A 16,919-nucleotide genomic window follows, 5' to 3' on the forward strand; every position below is an offset into this window, starting at 1 on the left:
TATCGAGCTTATTACTTAGAAATACGGAAGGTCACATCCAACTTAGATCCGGCAAATTTAGCGGCTGTCAGCTTCAGCTTCAGCGAGTTACCCTCGCCCTGCTTCAGACCATCAAAGATTTCCAATGCAGTAGCTGCAAGGGATTTCGGGTTGATGATTTTATCTGTAGTAGTGTAGCTAAGATCAATATCAACGCTACTTTTACTGGCCATGATCTGAAATTGCTGGGCAACCCATGTGCGGGAATCAGTGGCATCAATATTGCAGCGCCATTCGCAATTGGTAGAACCTTGTAAGATACCAAAAGAAGCTTTAATACCTGGAATCCAGTCTTGACTAACTCGACCTGCTGCCAGACGTGCCAGAATTGTACGGAAATCAGTATACAGTTCAACAGATTCCAGCTCAAAGAGAGCTTCCAGTTTAGCCTTCTTCAGCGCCAGACGGAAGTCAGAGACAGCTGAACCGATCAGCGCTTTGCTGTTAGCCAGATCTTTGATATATTCCTGAGAGAAGATGGTCGTTGGCTTATGAACATCATCGAAATGTCGGATCTCAATGAGATAGCCAGCCAGAATATAACCAGTGTCACCATCAGAAAACAGCATGCTGATAGTGCCGTAATGCTGAATACCGGTCAGAGATACGAGAGTAGATACCCAATACTTGTTATGAGTATCTTCTGGTTTCCAACCAGTATCGCTCCAGCTCTGAGGATGGAAGCCTGCTTTAACAAACTCAGCAGAAGCAACCGCATTCAGAACTTTGAAATAACGCTGATCGCGTTTATCGGTGGGTGTTACTGTCAGTGCAGCTGTCACTGAGTTTTGAATAGCTGRAAGAATCTGATTCATGGGAGTTCCTAAGAGTAATAATCGATATCTATAATATATTACGCCAATTATCCCAGAATGATTAATTGCATCCGGCTTTCGGGTAACTTAGATTTGGACATCGCTTTGTATAGATTGTTGAAGAACTTATCTAAACGATTATGCTCAATCACCCAAGGTTCATCGATAACCACTGTAGAGAATTTACCATTAGCGATAGTATCTAATACCTTTTGATACTCAGCTTTATTGGTAGCAGTCATAAATGTCGCTTCACATTCATAAACATCATCTATTACATCGGGACGAATAATAATCCAATCGGCTTTAGCTTCAGATAATGTCCAGATAGTTTTACCTGCACGTTGACCGGCATTAGCTCGAACAGTGCCATAATCTCGAAGGAAAGCTGCTCGGCTCTTTTCGCTACCACGAACGACAGCTAACGTGATTAGCCCGGCACGAAGAGATTTATTAGCAGCAATCAAGGAGTTAAGCGCATTTTGAAAATCATTATAAACTAGAGTCATTAGATATACCTTAAATAGTGAGATATATCCAGTATAACCTCGAATTTTAAGCAATAAAAAAGGCCACCGAAGTGACCCTTTTCAAACTGCTCAGTTGTTAGCTTAACTGAACAGACATGCGATCTTTTCTTTGCCCAGAGCATCAGCCATTTTAGAAGCTAATTTTATAAAGCTCACACCCATCTTATTACAAGTCCATTCGAACCAATTTTCCAGACTCTCACCYTCTAACAGGGTTTCGATTTCATCGTCAACATCAACCATCAGGTTATATACCAGACGATATTCCATTGGAGTTAAGATGGTCTGCAACTTCTGGAGCAGCAAGGTATATTCTGGATCGTCCAGAACGAATGCCGCTTGTTGATCACGAGATGCTTCGATTTTATCAATGGATCCATCAAAAGCCATTTCTTCAAAGCTAAACTCACGACGTTGGAACTGTTTCTGGCCGGAAGCTGTATGGTAAACTTCGTTTCTAGAACGTCCACGAGCAGTCAGATATTTAGCTTGGTCGATCAAATACTGGTTGACACGAGTACGGGACAAAGCAATACGTTCTTGCTCTGGAAGGAAATCTAATGTCATGGCATGTTGAATACCAGCACACAAGCAATTATGAGCTAAACTTTCTTCATCAATGAAACCCTGTTGGGTAAGATAACGAAGATTGTCATTATTAATTGCTACACGAACCGCGGAGGATAATGCACGCCACATGGACTGAGTAGGATTAACACGCTCTGGAGTAACTTGTTCGTCTAAGATACGACGATGCGTAATTAAGAAAGTGTCCATGAGGCTAGGAGAGCCAATGGATTCCCAATAATTAACTACGGACTGGAGATCATCTGGACATACCATGAAGAATGCTGCGGCAGCTTGAACGGTTTCAAATTTACGTTCTTGGATAAAAGTATGGGCTGCACGCCACATGCGGGAAATTTGGGGATCTTGATAAGTGATTCTACGATACGTTTGGAGCGCTTCGTATTGTTTCGATCCAGGTTTTAAAGCACGCTGCTCACTATAAAACTCATGAGGCTGGTCTTCTAAACCGAGGATGATTCGATAGAGGAGGTCTTGAAACTTTTTAGCATCAGATTCGCCAAGAACTTCTTCAATTAGCGCATTATGACGCAGTAACTCTTGAGTTTTAATGAATGATGACATTTATCTAAATTCCAAATAAGGGATAATGAGTAGGTTGTTCCGATAACAACCACTTTTATTTTAATATAAGTTTTCTTGCCTAAATATTCTCTAGGCTTATTCTTTTTCGGGAGGGGATTATTATAATTTTTCCCCTTCCCAATATACTAATTATATTATCAAATGCCGGACATTTCAAGTGTTTTATACCGGCTTCTTGCCCTCAATACCTCTAAAATCAGTTATTAGAAGTGGTTTTTATTGATATCTGGCAAGCGTTGGCAATTTGGAGATTGCCCCTTTCCCGCTTAGCTACGGGTAGGTAAATCTATTAATGATATAATTTCAAATATGCTTGCGTAGATAATTTTTCACCGGTGGAAATTAAATGCTGACCCCAGTAGTTCAAATTCCTAGCCGCATTAATGTCACGGTGAATTTTAGCACCGTTGCAATCAATCAACCAACGATGTTTCAACTGAAGTAATGGCAAATATTCACCAGTGTCAAAAATTATCTTACTGCTAGCAAACCAACGATCAGCTTTAATCAAATGAGAATCAGCTTCTAAACATTTCTCAGCTAAAAATTCAGCGAACATTGCCCAACCCGAAGTCATTATAGATTTAGCTAGGCAATGATTTTTAGACATGTTCTGAATAGTTAGATCTTCTATCGTGATTAAACTATAAGAATTTGCTAAATTAAACGCTAATTTTCGCAAATAGTCTTTTCGTTGATTACGAATTTTCAAATGTAACTTAGCTACTCGCTGTTTCGCTTTCAATCTATTCTTAGAGCCTTTGGTTTTCCGACTCATTGAACGTTGATAACGTTTCAGCTTCTTCTCCGCTTTATGATAATGTCTAGGTGATTTAATTTCGTCACCATTAGATAAAGTAAGGAAACTCTTAAGACCAAAATCAATACCGATTGAGTTCTTAACAGCATCCTCAAAGCAAGGCTGACTTTCTAATTCTGGCAATTCTAGTAAGAAGGAAATATACCAGCCGTCTATATCTCTTTTTACGGTTGCAGATTTAATGATTGCATTTTCAGGAAGATCGCGATGCATTTCTAAACGGAACCAGCCCATCTTAGCAAGACGAATCCAATTAGATTGTTTATTACGCCAAATACAGCCAAAATAAGTGGCTGAGCTGCTACTAATGTTATCCCATTTCAGATTAAARCTCTGTTTTTGATCATGTTTAGATTTGAATTTGGGAAAACCTGGAGTTTGGCGTTGCTTAACTCGGCGGAAGAAATGACGATAAGCTATATCCAAATCAGCGACCGATTTCTGTAAGCTAGTGGCAGGGGCTTCGGATAACCAAGGATGTACTACTTTCAATTGAGGTAATCGCTTGATTAAATCAAAACCAGATATGTTGGTTCCTAAATCATATTGCTCTTTGCGATAAGCAAGGGCTTCATTATAAACAAATCGGCAGCATCCCGCAGCTTGAGATAATTTCTCAAGCTGATCTTTACGTGGGAATAACTTATATCGATATGTTTTGTTCAAAACAAAGCACCTTCACAATATTCATAGTTTTATATACGATAAGGAAGAACACAACCGGAATTACCCTTGTATCTGGCTGTTTACTCGCAATATTCGGCTATAGACTCCATTTCCACGAAGGAATTTACACGTTTTGCTAAGTCCATTAGACGCTGGAGAACGTCAGCAGATGGCTTCTGATAAGAGAGTGCAGAAATGGCGTTTAGATTGAAGTATTCCGCATTTTCAATCTTGATTGCACGTCCTGGACGCTTATTCATTAAGTACATCGACGGCTTAGCATTATTAGCATGTTTGATAATCCCAACACGGTAATAAAGGTCGGTCAGTTCTTTCGGTTGCACATTCAGCGACAGAGCCTGATAGTTCAGATTCTTGTGATAGCGGAAAGTAGATTGCAGCAATTTCTTAAGAGGTAATTGATAAGTCTTAATCAGATTACATCCCAACTCACTGTAATTCTCAACACACTCTTCACAATAACATCCTTTATCAAAGGTCAAGAGGTTATCTTGCTTAGTATTGCAAGATTCACAAAAACCTTCAATATTTAATACGTCGTAAGTGGGTTCGAGATATTCCTCTTTCAGAATAGACTTACGGAGCTTAGATAAGGCACCTTCCAGCACTTCATCAATTTCCCCAACCGGAACTCCCAGCTGATATGCAATTGATTCTTTACCAGGATTTTCAATATCAGCTGCTGAATAACCACAGTTAAAGAACTCTGGACTATTACAATAATGCTTGCAGTTCTTCATATTACATGGAATATTCATCCAGATGTCTTGTTGATACTCACAGATCTCTGTATGAATTTCCACTGGAATTCGGGCGTACGAAGTTAACGGGTTGTCATCATCCTTCACAATAGTAGACTTATGCTCAGATGGCGTATAATCTACTTCGACATCCTTGGATAATCCAGGAATGTCTTTGTAATCCAATGCTTTACTACCTATTTTATCGAGAAGTTCTCGATCGCCAGCTTTATGTGCCGCGTAAAGAAGCTCAGCTAAGCCTTCCCAGAAATCAGATACATGAAAAATCTGATATTGAAGAAAGCCTAACGCTGCCGCTTTAAAATAGTCCAGTTCAACATCATGCGGGACGGCTATCGTTATACTTAGTTGTTTCTGGCTCATAAATGGATTTTATCCCTGCTAGAACAGAAAGTCCTTGCTCTGTTTCTTCATTCACGTTGGACGGTTTATCTCTCCATAAAACTTGAGTGATGTGACCGTTAGAGATTGACGGACAAGTCTTGGATTCAGGTTCAGTAAATAATAACCCATCCAGATTATGCGACGCCCGACCGCTATCAAAGCGTGTAATCTCAAAGAAGAAGGTTTTGTCCCCATTTCTGCCGATAGCTTGTGACCGGTATTCAGGACTACCTAAATTAGATCTAACCTGTTTAATGATTTCACTTAATAATACGAATTCATTTATATCTTTGTCAGCTAAAAGGGTGGATTTCTCACCTATTTTTTGTTCGCTGACGGTAACATTCGCAACAGGTACTGCTAAATTGCCAGTTCCACTCTCAATTACTGCGTATGCACCCAGTTTTTCGAGAAGAGGTCGGATACCTTTTTCATAATTACTGGTGGTCGGCTCGCCTTCATACATTACCATTTCGATAGTGTTAGGTTTACCTTCTTCACTGATAGCAAGAACTACGCGATCGTCTTGAGACTCAAACTGGAATCGGAACGCACCTTCTTTCCGATTCATTAGATACTTACCAGCAAAAATCAGAGTTGCTACCTGATCCCATGAGAATTTCTCAAGAACATAGGTCTGATCTTGCCATGCAGCTGCTTCTGATTCAATAACTGATATAATTAGGCTCATACTGATACAAGCTCCTTTCCATTCCAGAATTTGCCATACCATGGCAAAACGTTAGCCTGATATAAGTGAGATAATAACATAGTACCCGCATCACCTGCATGTATGTTATAAGCTCCAGGAAACCAGTCACTCCATTCATAGCCTTCGTCAATATTGTAGACTCGAGGCTTCCATGAAGATGCAGTACATGGCCGAACTGTAACATGTTTCAATGAAGACAACGATACTACGATTGCTCCAATGATATTGTTGATATACTCAACATTAGCCAGAACTTGACTGCCACGAGGATGGTAACGTTCAATAACAATTTCGGTTGCTTCAGATAATAAGAGTAAAGACATTACTTCTTCTGCAACAACCGATAAAAATGCTGGAGTAACTTCGGTGTACTGGCTACGGACGCTAAGAAGGTTCCCAGAATCCATACTCACATAATCAGCTAAATCTCGAGCGACTACGATATTCCAACCGAAGTTATTCGATCCCGGATCTAATCCGAGACCAATAATTGGCTTAGCAAGAGTTCGACATTCCAATGATTCATTATAAATACTTGGAGGCAAGATAAAAGCAGCCATTTAATCTCTCACTGTATATACTTGTTCCAAAATCTCAATGATCTGATTTGAATATTCTGGAATTATGAATGATTTGAGGTAGTCTTTGAAGGACAGTTCGATACCTACGATACTTTCATAGGCAGAACCAGCAGCAGATGCAATATCTAAGCGTGAAACATGGGTCACTACTTTAGAATACGCACCAGATAGCATTGTATCCGACTGAGATAATGCTAGAGGTTGACAACTGAATGCCAAGAATGATTCATCACTCCAGACAGCACTAGTGGTTGGAGACATACCTTCTTCCAGACTAGCGGGATAATTTGCACGTAAAAGCAGAGTATAGTCGCCTTGATCTTTCAACTTAACAGGGATAGATAAAGAGATCAAGGATAATTCAGGTTTCTGTTCAGCCAGAAGAGTTTGCTTAGCTTGAGCCGCTACTCTATTACGAGTATCTTCTGACAGATTAGTATTAGCTGCTTCAACAGATGCAAACAGTGGATTAGGAGCAAAGAGATCATCATTGAAATCAGCTGGATTATTCGGTAGATCCTCAAACAATGGTTTTATTGGCTGAGGCTCCAATGATTTCTTAATATCTTCAGGTAACAGAGATTCTTCCGCTTCATGCTCATGAGTCATTGGAAGATTGATCGGCTTATTCGAATTAAATTGCAGAGCACGATACTGCATCATTTCGATATCCGTCATAGCGTTTAAGCCAACAGACAAAATGTGCTGAGGTTTCCAGCCAGATTTCAGGGCCAAATCATAGTCCAATTGACTTTCAATTGAATAGATATCAGTTTTAGAAGTTTCAAAACAAGCAGCTAATTGGCTAGCGGTCAATTTCGGCATCTTAGCGGAACTACCGAGGATGATAACGCCACCAGAACAATTACGAGAATCGGATAAGCTCTTAAATAGAACACTCGCATTACGCTTTAGCATATCTAAAATAGCTTGCTTACGACCTTCTGGCGATGCAGTAGTGTCTGATTCGAAAGTAGCCAGATCAATCTCTACCAGAACAATAATAGATTCATCCCGCTTGAGAGCAGCTGGATTACGAGAGAACGCAATATTAGCCAAGCTAGCGCAAATGCTATTATAATATTCTGAATTGAATTGCAAAACCTCTTCCAAAGGCCAGACTAAAGCTGAACCTCGAGAGGCGACTACAGAAATTGCTCTCTTTAAACTATCGGTATAATCCGCAGCTTGAGATTTCTGCAACTCCGTAATTGGATTATTAGTCATATAAAGTCCTCTGAATTTACATAATATACGAGTAAACTATTTGATTTCGTTTAAAAGTTCATCATCTTGGATACGTCTGACCCTTAATTGCCAGTCAAAAGTAATCCCTCGAGCTTCCATACTATCTATAGCAGTGACCCTGAAACGCTGTCCTGTCTCGATATGATGGAAGAAATCTCCGTTAGTAATATTTGGAATATCACATTGAATACTCAGAGTGCCTTGCTCAATTAATTTCAGCAATCCTAAAGTAGTTCGGTCAATGGTCTGACTCCATTGCGGTGACGTTCCTTCAATCTCAGTAAAGCCTTGAGTTTTATAGCGAAGATTGACGCCGCAAATAGCCGGAGTTTCATCGGTAATATCTTCTGGCTTAGAGATCTGCAGTCTGAATTTAACTCGAGAGCTGACCGCTAAGGCTTCTTCCAAAGTATCAAGAGGCAACCAGCTAGCATCTACTTTATAGAAAATACTAACCAGTGGCATAAGATCTGGATTAATACTAGACCAGAACTCAACCTCAGTACCTTGCATGAAAGGTTGAATCTCAATCCAGTCAGTATCCATACGGCCATTATAGGCAGAAGGTATTACTTTGAATGATGGAATGCCTGATGGATCTTTATAATCCAACGCCATGTTTGCCGTAGCGAGAGCACTATTAGCATGGAATAAGATATGATGTCGGGTTCCTGCAATCTGATAAGCTGGAAGTTCACCCTCACCATAGCAAAGAGGGCAAGAAGATACTGGATCTTCATCTTGGAAGCAAGGACACTTAACAAAGACCTCTGGAGCTCTACGATATAGAACGAACTTCTCAAAGTGTGTGTTAATCGCTACTTGCTGTTGTAACGCTCGCTTCTTCATAACGTCTTCGATAATGATTCGGCGATGTACGTTATCTTCTTTGCTTTGACTAATAGTAGTCTGCTCTGTATCAAACTTGCGATTATTAAACTTTTTCATCTCAATTTTTCCGAGCTAGGTCAGTTAAATAAGTGTGTCTGAGGTTCGTGATTTGTATCAGCGCGTATTGGTCATCTGTCTCTGAAGAAACGTAACTACCGAAGCGAGCTAATAAAATGGTTAGATCGTCATCCAAAAACTTATCTGCCAGTTTATTTATCGCAGTTTGTACGGGTTTTACACCAAAATACATGGCATATGCAGTGGCTAAATCTTTAATCCTGGAGTCGATAAAAGTTAAATCGGGACAATTGTCTACTAAAAACTGATAAGCCAGCTTATTATTAAATCGGAAATCAGTATAAGGGTCTTTGACAGTATTGACCAGATCTTCAATATATGTCTTGCTAGTACCAAAAGTATCCACCATGTCATTTGTTATAGCAAAGATTCCCGCTGATTTTCGGACTTCATTATAATGCTTTGCGAAATCACCAGATACTGACCGTCTAATAAAACGGGTATCCAGATAATCTAAGAATGGCATGAGGTTCCCTTATATAGATGCAATAGATGTTGGAGCACTTGTTTCATATTGCAGCGGAGTCCCTTTAAGAGCAGAGCTTACTCCCGCTGTTAGTTGTTCTTGACTATAAGGCTGATAACCTAATTCATGAGTTATGATAGCCTGTGAGAATTTATTCAAAGTATCTTGATCATTTAGATTCAATGGCTGATCCGGAGATACACCTAATTGGTTAGCCACTGCTGTAATATATGCTTGAGTATCATTTTCTTTCTTACCATTAACGTAAGGTGGAGCATATTTAGTAACAATATCTTCCACGGTATTCAAACCACCTTTATTGTATTTAGTGTTTAAATCTTTGGCAACTGCTCGAATACCATGTTCTGGGGTTTCAAAAGTAGCAAATCGACCATCTGAACCATTTTTACCTTGCCAGTCAATATTATTACTTTCAATGTTTCCTGGATTGTTGTTCCTTTCCCCGCGAGCTTGCTTCTTATCAATCGACATAGAGCTGCCGACTTCTTTTCCATCTTGCTTGAGAGTTACCTCATTTTCAGATGCTCGAGAATTTGGTGAACTTGCGGATTGACTAGAAGTTGCATTAGGATTTATTGGCCCAGCACTGTTCATGTTAATAATCTGGAGAATTTCTGGATTAGTATCCGCGTATTTTCCTAAGAAGGTACTATAACTGTTCTCAGTTTTATACAAGTAGTTATAGTTGAGAGGTTGATTCTCAGAACCAAAGAGAGTACGGAACGATCCATCTTTATTACGTTTTCGAGCACTAGCTAAAGATAAACTAGTAGTAATCGAGGCGGAACCTTGGTCTGTAGTAATATTAATGCCTCCAGATTGAATAGTAATTATCGCATCAAAATCTGGAAAGTAAATAGGTCTGTTTGGAGTATAATCTAAGTTGCCAGGAATTGACGGAATGCTATAGCTTTCAAGCTCAGCCAATTTCTGTTGCATGACCACTAGACCATAGAAACAGAGACGATCTTGATCATGGGTATAGGGTAGAGTAACAGTTTCTGCTATAATACCAAAACGAGAAGCCAAAGAGGGGAATAGCATGTCAACTCTAAAAGCACTATCGGTTGCTTCATTCTGATTATTTTTAGCTGTACCGGAAACATCCCCACCTTTAACTGTAAGCAATGTCGGAATGTCCGTATCATTTTCTGCATAGGTATAGCTTTCAAAGTCAGAGAGATTGAATTCTGAAGAATATTTACCGAAAGTGTCTGGCTTAAAGTCGTTTAGTGGATATTCAAAGATCAAATCGCCATTGCCTGCAACCCAGAAGTGATAGCACAGAGGATTCAAGATGGTATCCATGATATCTAAACGAGAAATCCAATCTGCCTCCATGGATTTGACATCTGCCATTTCAACACTAGACAAAGTTCTGAAACCAAAGCCATCTGTTGGATGCAAGAATCGAACACAGCGATTTCCACCATGAGGACTTTCTGTGCCATCAAAGTCCGACTCTAAGCCAATAGCAATACATTCTTGTTTACTATAAGGAGTGATCCGAGGGTTTCCATCTTCACCTGAACCTAGTAAACATGCAGTGTGCCAAGCCTCCATATCTGGAGGAGCATCTCGACCCATGATCAGCAGACGTTTATGATCAGCTGAATTTCGAAAATTGCCGAGAGCTAACACTGTAGAACCGTCTGTTACGGTCTCACCTTCTTTATAAGTACCAAATATACAGAAACCAATAACTTCAACTGGAGTTGTGTTATATATGATTCGGGTAATTTGTTCTGGGTTGACTACAGAATCTTGAAATAAACCGATTATTTTGTTGTTGTTAGCGATGGTCTGACCCATGAATCCATATCCCTGAGCGATAGGATTCTGAGCAATACGCGCTTTGGCAAGAACCATTTTCAGATCACGGCAGGAAATACTAATAGAGGTTGAACCACTGATAAGATCAGTATTCAAATTAGTGCTGGCAATGTAGCCTCGGAACGCGGGATACCAATAGTCTGCGTCAGTATCTGGTTTTTTAATGAAAACACAGATAGCATCCATTTTATGCAGAATAGGTTCGGATGCTCCTAGGTTCCAGCGTCGAAGGTTATCTTCATTAACAGCACCATTATTACCAGTAGTATTATGAGCTATCTTATAATCATAGAGGGCTTTCTTGGCATTTTCTGAATGGTCTAATTCATAATAAACTGAGGAGGAGGTAGTTCGCCAAATGCCTTGTAGATTACTCTTTGTGAGTACGAAAGCATTATTGGAGTTATCGAGGGTTACTTCTAAACTTCTATCGGGTCCGAAACCTATATCTAAACTTTGTACAAGGTTAGTGACGTCTATTCCTTGAACAAATACCAAGAAATCTATCAGACGTCCCTGAGCTACTTTGTGGCCTTCAGTGTTTAATGTATTTTGATAATTAGACGTGTTGGTCATAAATGCCTTCGGATCCAAGAATACAAGTGCTCAGTATTCTGGAATCCGTCGGCCTTGAATTGTTGACCTTTCTTATTAGTCAACGTAAATTGTGGGAACCGAGCATTTCCAGTTTTCTGAGCATGTGCTATCGCTGCTTCTGGAAGTAAACGATTAATCTGGATATCCTTAATAGCGGTAATGTGTAAACGAATAGTCTTTTCATCCACATTACATAGGAATTTATCCGAAACTTCACCTTGAACTGCCAGAGCAGCTACGATTAATTGTGTCATATATAAACCCTATTCTATACCGTAAATCTAGAAAAAAAGCGGCCCTTGAGCCGCTTGACTTTTTTTCACTTTAGCTAACCAATTACAGGTTAGGTTTTGGAGCTGCCAGAGGTTGTGCACCGCCTGGTTTTGGAGCTGCCGCAGGTTTCAAACTTGCTGCTGGAGGTGCTGCTGGTTTTGGTGCCGCAGCCGCTGCTGCCGGAGCAGGAGCAGGTTTATTGGCAGCTGGTGCAGGGGCAGGCTTATTAGCTGCTGGAGCTGCTGCTGCTGGAGCTGATGGACGACTTGCTGCTGGAGGTGCCGAAGGTGCCGGAGTGCTCCCCGCTTGCTGACCATTACCAAAGCCCATACCGCCAGCACTTGACCCTTCAAAATTACTTTGAGGAGTATAGCCGCCGTCTGGATTTTGTGCCGCATTGTCTGCTAAGAATTTCTGGAGACCTTTCTCAGTACGGTTGCGGATACCTTTTTCGCCCAGATATACAAAACGGGTTTCACGCTTATCTTCATCAGTATCACCTAACTGAGAGTTCCAAGCTTCCGCTTCTTCTTCTGATGCCGCTAAATTGTTGAAGTGATCATTGCGAGTCAACAGATCAGCAGCCAGACCATCGAACCATTCAATTTCTTTTGAATAGCCGTTGTAGGCCAAGAAAGGTAACAGATCAGACGCACGCATCATTTTAGACTGAGCGTAACGTTCCAAATCCCATTTAGTGAACGCACCCGATTCATAGTTCTCATTCAACCAATCATGAGTGATTGCGATTGGTGCAGGAACGCCCTGAACTGTATACTGAATCGGAGCATTTGCTTTACCACCTTTACGTGCCGCTGTCAAAGAGAGCATTACGTTACAGGTAGGATCACAAATACCACCATTTTCTGGGTCAAGACCCCAAGTTTCATTAATCGTGGTAATATCCCCGATCATGTCTTTGGTCAATTCCAGAATAGCAACCGGACCTTTTTCTGGAGCTGGATTTGATGCTGGATTTTCGAACCAGTTATGGACGAATACCAATACCAAATAGTTAACAGCAGCGCCATATTCCCATTCACAGAAAGGACAACGACCTTTGTCGAATTCTTCTGTTTCAGGGTTAAACGATAAACACGCAGTCGGGAAAGTTTTACCACTGAGCAGTTCTGCAGAGTGAGTACGCATTGGACGTAAGAAGCTGATAATGCTCATACGGATTGCGTGTTTTTCTGCAGAAGCACGATGGACAACGTTCGCTTCTCTCCAATACTCATCTTTAATATTAACGAAGTTATTGGAAGCTTGACCTGCTTTAGTGTTACCGAATGTTTTCATTTGGAGTATTCCTGATTGATAACTGACAATTGTTTAATTTGCAAATGTTTTTAACTTTGAATCGGTTAAATAACTAACCTTTCACAATTATATACGATTAACTTTAGGTATTTTAAGTCTCTGATCAAACTTAATCAAATACCTTTCTTACTCTATATAATACGATAACCCACTTTTATAGATAACTAAACATGGAAAAGGGGAGATCAAGTCTCCCCCTTCCAAACTATCGCGCTCAACGCGCCGGCAGGATATTATTCTGCAGCTGGTGCTTCAACATCGAAAGCTTCGGAAACGATTTCCAGGGAAACGCCCGGCTGTACGAAGAAGCGAGTTGGGTAGTCGTTTTTCACGTCAACGTGAGTTGCAGCAACTTCGATTGCGCCAGTGTCGTGGTAAGCTTGCAGCTCTTGAGTATGTACAACAGTACCAGCGTCACCTACAACACCATATACAGCAACCAGTGAGCGCTTGCCACCAACAACGATGGTTTCTTCCTGCACTTTAGAAGTGTGCGGTTTTTTACGTTCGAAGGTCACGCTATCGGCGGTGATCGCGATGATTTTGGTGGCCTGAACAGTAACGAAAGATTGTACGGAAACTTTAACTGTTTTAACTTTTGACATGATTTGTTCCTTTGAACATTTTTAGGATTTATGAGGACGAGTAAGTTTTTACTTGTTCCCTTATTAATTTCTACACTTTAATATACGATTAAACTCTTTCAAAGTAGCCTAAATCACATGATTTTTTAATGATTTTTTATTGGGAAATCTACTTTCCCTCTAAATCACAAGATTTTCGTGTAATCTGGATATACTTCCGAAATTTACTCAGAACAAGTATTTTAAGAAATTTGCGCCATATTTAACATACATTAAGAAGAATCCGCTTCCGGCTATAGTAGCCAGAGTAATCAAAATCTTAATCAGAACACGAGTCGTCTTCCTAGAAGGTTGACCACTATCTAAAAACTTGCTTAATTCCACTGGTGTTGGCGGATAACTGACATACCAATTAGGAAAGTCGTTATCACAAACTGTACAAAATACTAATGAATTGTGATAGGCTTTATGTCTATCCCACCACTTAATACGATAATCAGCCGAGTCATTCACATACTGCCACTCAGTTAGGTGATATATTCTCAACTTTTTATTCTGACTCCAAGTACCTTTGCAACACTGACAAGTGTGTCGGTGCTTTTCACGTAATTTAATTCTGAGATACCAATAAGTGCGGCGATCATAAGTTAAGTCTAACCACTCCCAGAAATACTCTTTAGTTACGTAGTCAATATGCTCGGCCCATACATGGAAATCACTGTGGCAGTTTATACACAGAGTAATACCATTTTTAGGGTCGATACGTTGTTCAGGATAATTTTCTTGAGAGTTGAGATGGTGTACTTGCAATTCACTGGAATTAAAGATACTTCCTTTCGGCAATCCAACTCCACAACACTGACAAGTATAGTTATCTCTCTCTAGAACTATCCGTTTAAATTTAGCGATTTCATTTAAGCTAGGAGATTCAGACATAATTCTTATTAAGTAGACCCTCAGATATTACTATTCCATACGATAGATAATTTAAGCAGAAAAAAGGGAACCCGAAGGTTCCCTAATATTGCGTCGATCTAATTATTGCTGGGTAACTACACGAGCCATCCGTCTAGCTTTCAGCCACTTCAAAATTCCCATGATGCTGATAGAGATCCAGAACAGTTCAATCAGGAATGAGCTAAGGTTGAAGTTAAACAATAGCGACACCACAATAAGACCTGCACTGATACCATTGAGCAGAGAATAACGAATATCATCTGCTTTGATCTTTCCGGCCTGAATTAAATAGAAAGCTAACACAATGCCGAATGCACCAATGTTACCAACGAAGTCATACCAATGATAGTTTGCTAAATGTTCCATTTGCTTATTCCGCCTTCTGATAAGTGAATTCACTTCTCCACGTTAGATTGAAATACGAGTAAACTTAAATCAGAGACCGTAAGCTACAACATAATCTAACGCGTTTGTACCATCGGAAAGTCGCTGACCTTCCCATGCTGACTGGAGAGATTCCCGCGAAGGGACACCACCTTTAAACAAGGTAGCATAATCTTCCAGATTAAATTTGAACTTTTGGCTACGTTTAAGATACACTTTAAACGCATACAAGTATAAAGATACATCACCAAATGTTTCACAACGACCACTCAGGATTAAGAAAGCAAAAACGCCAAAACTAACGTTGCAGTGCATTCTCATAGAGAGACGTAATGCTGTTCTATATATTGGATATAATTTAATCTCATCTTTAAACACATCCGAGAATTGATTCATCATCTCTTGTTCAACAAGCCGAAAGAACAATTCGGCCATATCTCCCTCAAGCAAATCAACTGGATAGTCATATAGAGGAGTGACTTTCTTAACTTGCTGCAAACGTTCATCAAAAGTTAATGGCATTTCGAGTTGTTCCTTTTACGGCTCGAAGTATAAGCTGCCCTAGGTTTTTCATATACAATAGAGGGCAGCTCAACCCCGATTGCGATTATGAAAGATAAAAGTTGCCGATTACATAAAAACCTCCACATCAATAATGAATCAATTACCAGAAGTTGGTTTATACCCAAGCACTATATCAACTCCATTGTGACCATCGATTTTCTGGTCACGCCATGCAAGTTCACAAGTTTCACGGGAAGGAAAGCCCATTGGGAATAACTTATACATACATTCCCAAGTGAATTCCGAAAGATTGTTCTTACTCATGTACATCTGAATAGCGTGAATGTACAATGTAACAATGCCAGGATTGCCATCACTTAAACAATCAACGATAAACGCTAATACTAAAGGGTGGACAACCATACTCGCAACAGCGCAACGGGTATGGGCTAACTGAAATAAACGTACAGATTTCAGTATAGTAAGAAGCTCTTCTGGAACTTCTTCCGGCATTGCTGAGAACTGAAGAAAAAGCTGAGTCTGTTCCTGAGTCATTCCCTGTACGGGGTAAGTATTCAAAGGCTTAATAGCCAAAGCTAATTTGAAATGTTGTTTTTGCTCTTCTTTGAGTTCTTGAGTAATCTTATCAGATTTATTCATTTTGGGTACTTCGCTTTGTGCGATAGGATCTTTTCGAGAGTGACTGGGTTGAAATGAATACTCAACTCAGTTGCTCCATGCACATCGACAAGGAGTTCTTGCCACAAATTACCTAATAGATTAAGACCTTTCCAGTTATCTGGATCATAAACACGTGGATCCTCAGCGTCAAGTCCAACACCCCAGAGTCTATCCCAAGGGGATGCTTCGCACAGCCGAGTAGTTTTCGGGTCTAAATCCAGCAGGAAGTAAAGTGCTTCATCGCAATAATCGACCTTTAAATAAAGACCTTTCTTAACGATATCTTCACGGTTAGCTACCCAGACCGACTCAACGAAACCTTTAACAGCTCGACCGAGTTTTTTAGCTTGATATGGGTCAGTACTGGAAGCGAGCAAAGCCATCACTGATTCATCATTGAAGAGTTTGGCTTTATGCCACATCATCCAGTGTTCTATGGTAGCAAACGTGATGCCAGACTCTGGGTCAAACATACGTCGAGGATACCAGTTAGATAATGGATGAGTGCGATGAAAGAAGGGAACTACAGTTGCCATTTTCCAAATCCTCAAAACAATAAAAAAGGGGACTTTCTCCCCTT

General features: G+C 40.2%; 19 protein-coding genes. All 19 read right to left on the reverse strand.

Annotated elements, in window-relative coordinates:
• Positions 1 to 11 precede the first annotated feature (11 nt).
• The gene (locus EAH77_RS15725; protein ID WP_140473760.1) at positions 12 to 854 is read right to left on the reverse strand and encodes a hypothetical protein; all 843 of its coding nucleotides are present in this window, start codon (positions 852 to 854) and stop codon (positions 12 to 14) included.
• A 47-nt stretch (positions 855 to 901) separates the two neighbouring features.
• Positions 902 to 1,363, reverse strand: a complete 462-nt coding sequence (locus EAH77_RS15730; RefSeq protein WP_140473761.1) for a hypothetical protein — start codon at positions 1,361 to 1,363, stop codon at positions 902 to 904.
• 102 nt (positions 1,364 to 1,465) lie between these two features.
• On the reverse strand, positions 1,466 to 2,536 hold the full coding sequence (locus tag EAH77_RS15735; RefSeq protein ID WP_140473762.1) for a hypothetical protein: 1,071 nt from the start codon (positions 2,534 to 2,536) through the stop codon (positions 1,466 to 1,468).
• 310 nt (positions 2,537 to 2,846) lie between these two features.
• A complete protein-coding gene (locus EAH77_RS15740; RefSeq protein ID WP_140473763.1) occupies positions 2,847 to 4,043 on the reverse strand; it encodes an RNA-guided endonuclease InsQ/TnpB family protein in 1,197 nt (398 codons plus the stop codon).
• An 80-nt stretch (positions 4,044 to 4,123) separates the two neighbouring features.
• Entirely contained in the window at positions 4,124 to 5,188 is a 1,065-nt protein-coding gene (locus tag EAH77_RS15745) for a hypothetical protein (protein ID WP_140473764.1), read from the reverse strand.
• The gene (locus EAH77_RS15750) at positions 5,145 to 5,900 is read right to left on the reverse strand and encodes a hypothetical protein (RefSeq protein ID WP_140473765.1); all 756 of its coding nucleotides are present in this window, start codon (positions 5,898 to 5,900) and stop codon (positions 5,145 to 5,147) included. Before EAH77_RS15750 ends, EAH77_RS15745 begins: the two co-directional genes overlap by 44 nt.
• A complete protein-coding gene (locus EAH77_RS15755) occupies positions 5,897 to 6,481 on the reverse strand; it encodes a hypothetical protein (RefSeq protein ID WP_140473766.1) in 585 nt (194 codons plus the stop codon). The genes EAH77_RS15750 and EAH77_RS15755 overlap by 4 nt, the downstream gene beginning before the upstream one ends.
• Positions 6,482 to 7,729, reverse strand: a complete 1,248-nt coding sequence (locus EAH77_RS15760) for a hypothetical protein (protein WP_140473767.1) — start codon at positions 7,727 to 7,729, stop codon at positions 6,482 to 6,484.
• 36 nt (positions 7,730 to 7,765) lie between these two features.
• Positions 7,766 to 8,698: a hypothetical protein gene (locus EAH77_RS15765; RefSeq protein ID WP_140473768.1), complete on the reverse strand. Its 933-nt coding sequence runs from the start codon at positions 8,696 to 8,698 to the stop codon at positions 7,766 to 7,768.
• A gap of 1 nt (position 8,699) precedes the next feature.
• Positions 8,700 to 9,185, reverse strand: coding sequence for a hypothetical protein (locus EAH77_RS15770; protein ID WP_140473769.1), 486 nt, complete (start codon positions 9,183 to 9,185; stop codon positions 8,700 to 8,702).
• A gap of 9 nt (positions 9,186 to 9,194) precedes the next feature.
• Positions 9,195 to 11,615 (reverse strand): hypothetical protein, encoded by a 2,421-nt coding sequence (locus EAH77_RS15775; RefSeq protein WP_140473770.1) that lies wholly within the window; start codon positions 11,613 to 11,615, stop codon positions 9,195 to 9,197.
• On the reverse strand, positions 11,612 to 11,890 hold the full coding sequence (locus EAH77_RS15780) for a hypothetical protein (protein WP_140473771.1): 279 nt from the start codon (positions 11,888 to 11,890) through the stop codon (positions 11,612 to 11,614). Before EAH77_RS15780 ends, EAH77_RS15775 begins: the two co-directional genes overlap by 4 nt.
• Before the next feature lie 82 nt (positions 11,891 to 11,972).
• The gene (locus EAH77_RS25350) at positions 11,973 to 13,208 is read right to left on the reverse strand and encodes a hypothetical protein (protein ID WP_194150518.1); all 1,236 of its coding nucleotides are present in this window, start codon (positions 13,206 to 13,208) and stop codon (positions 11,973 to 11,975) included.
• A 254-nt stretch (positions 13,209 to 13,462) separates the two neighbouring features.
• The gene (locus EAH77_RS15790; protein ID WP_140473772.1) at positions 13,463 to 13,834 is read right to left on the reverse strand and encodes a hypothetical protein; all 372 of its coding nucleotides are present in this window, start codon (positions 13,832 to 13,834) and stop codon (positions 13,463 to 13,465) included.
• A 207-nt stretch (positions 13,835 to 14,041) separates the two neighbouring features.
• Positions 14,042 to 14,749 carry an HNH endonuclease gene (locus EAH77_RS15795; protein ID WP_140473773.1) on the reverse strand — a complete coding sequence of 236 codons (708 nt, stop codon included), beginning with the start codon at positions 14,747 to 14,749 and terminating at the stop codon, positions 14,042 to 14,044.
• A gap of 102 nt (positions 14,750 to 14,851) precedes the next feature.
• Entirely contained in the window at positions 14,852 to 15,136 is a 285-nt protein-coding gene (locus EAH77_RS15800; protein ID WP_140473774.1) for a CBU_0592 family membrane protein, read from the reverse strand.
• A 69-nt stretch (positions 15,137 to 15,205) separates the two neighbouring features.
• Complete coding sequence (locus EAH77_RS15805) at positions 15,206 to 15,676, reverse strand: hypothetical protein (protein ID WP_140473775.1); 471 nt, start codon at positions 15,674 to 15,676, stop codon at positions 15,206 to 15,208.
• Between the two features lie 138 nt (positions 15,677 to 15,814).
• Entirely contained in the window at positions 15,815 to 16,318 is a 504-nt protein-coding gene (locus EAH77_RS15810) for a hypothetical protein (RefSeq protein WP_140473776.1), read from the reverse strand.
• Positions 16,315 to 16,875, reverse strand: coding sequence for an NADAR family protein (locus tag EAH77_RS15815; RefSeq protein ID WP_140473777.1), 561 nt, complete (start codon positions 16,873 to 16,875; stop codon positions 16,315 to 16,317). Before EAH77_RS15815 ends, EAH77_RS15810 begins: the two co-directional genes overlap by 4 nt.
• Positions 16,876 to 16,919 lie beyond the last annotated feature (44 nt).

This window comes from Ewingella americana (genome assembly GCF_006438725.1).
Classification (GTDB): Bacteria; Pseudomonadota; Gammaproteobacteria; order Enterobacterales; family Enterobacteriaceae; genus Ewingella; species Ewingella americana_A.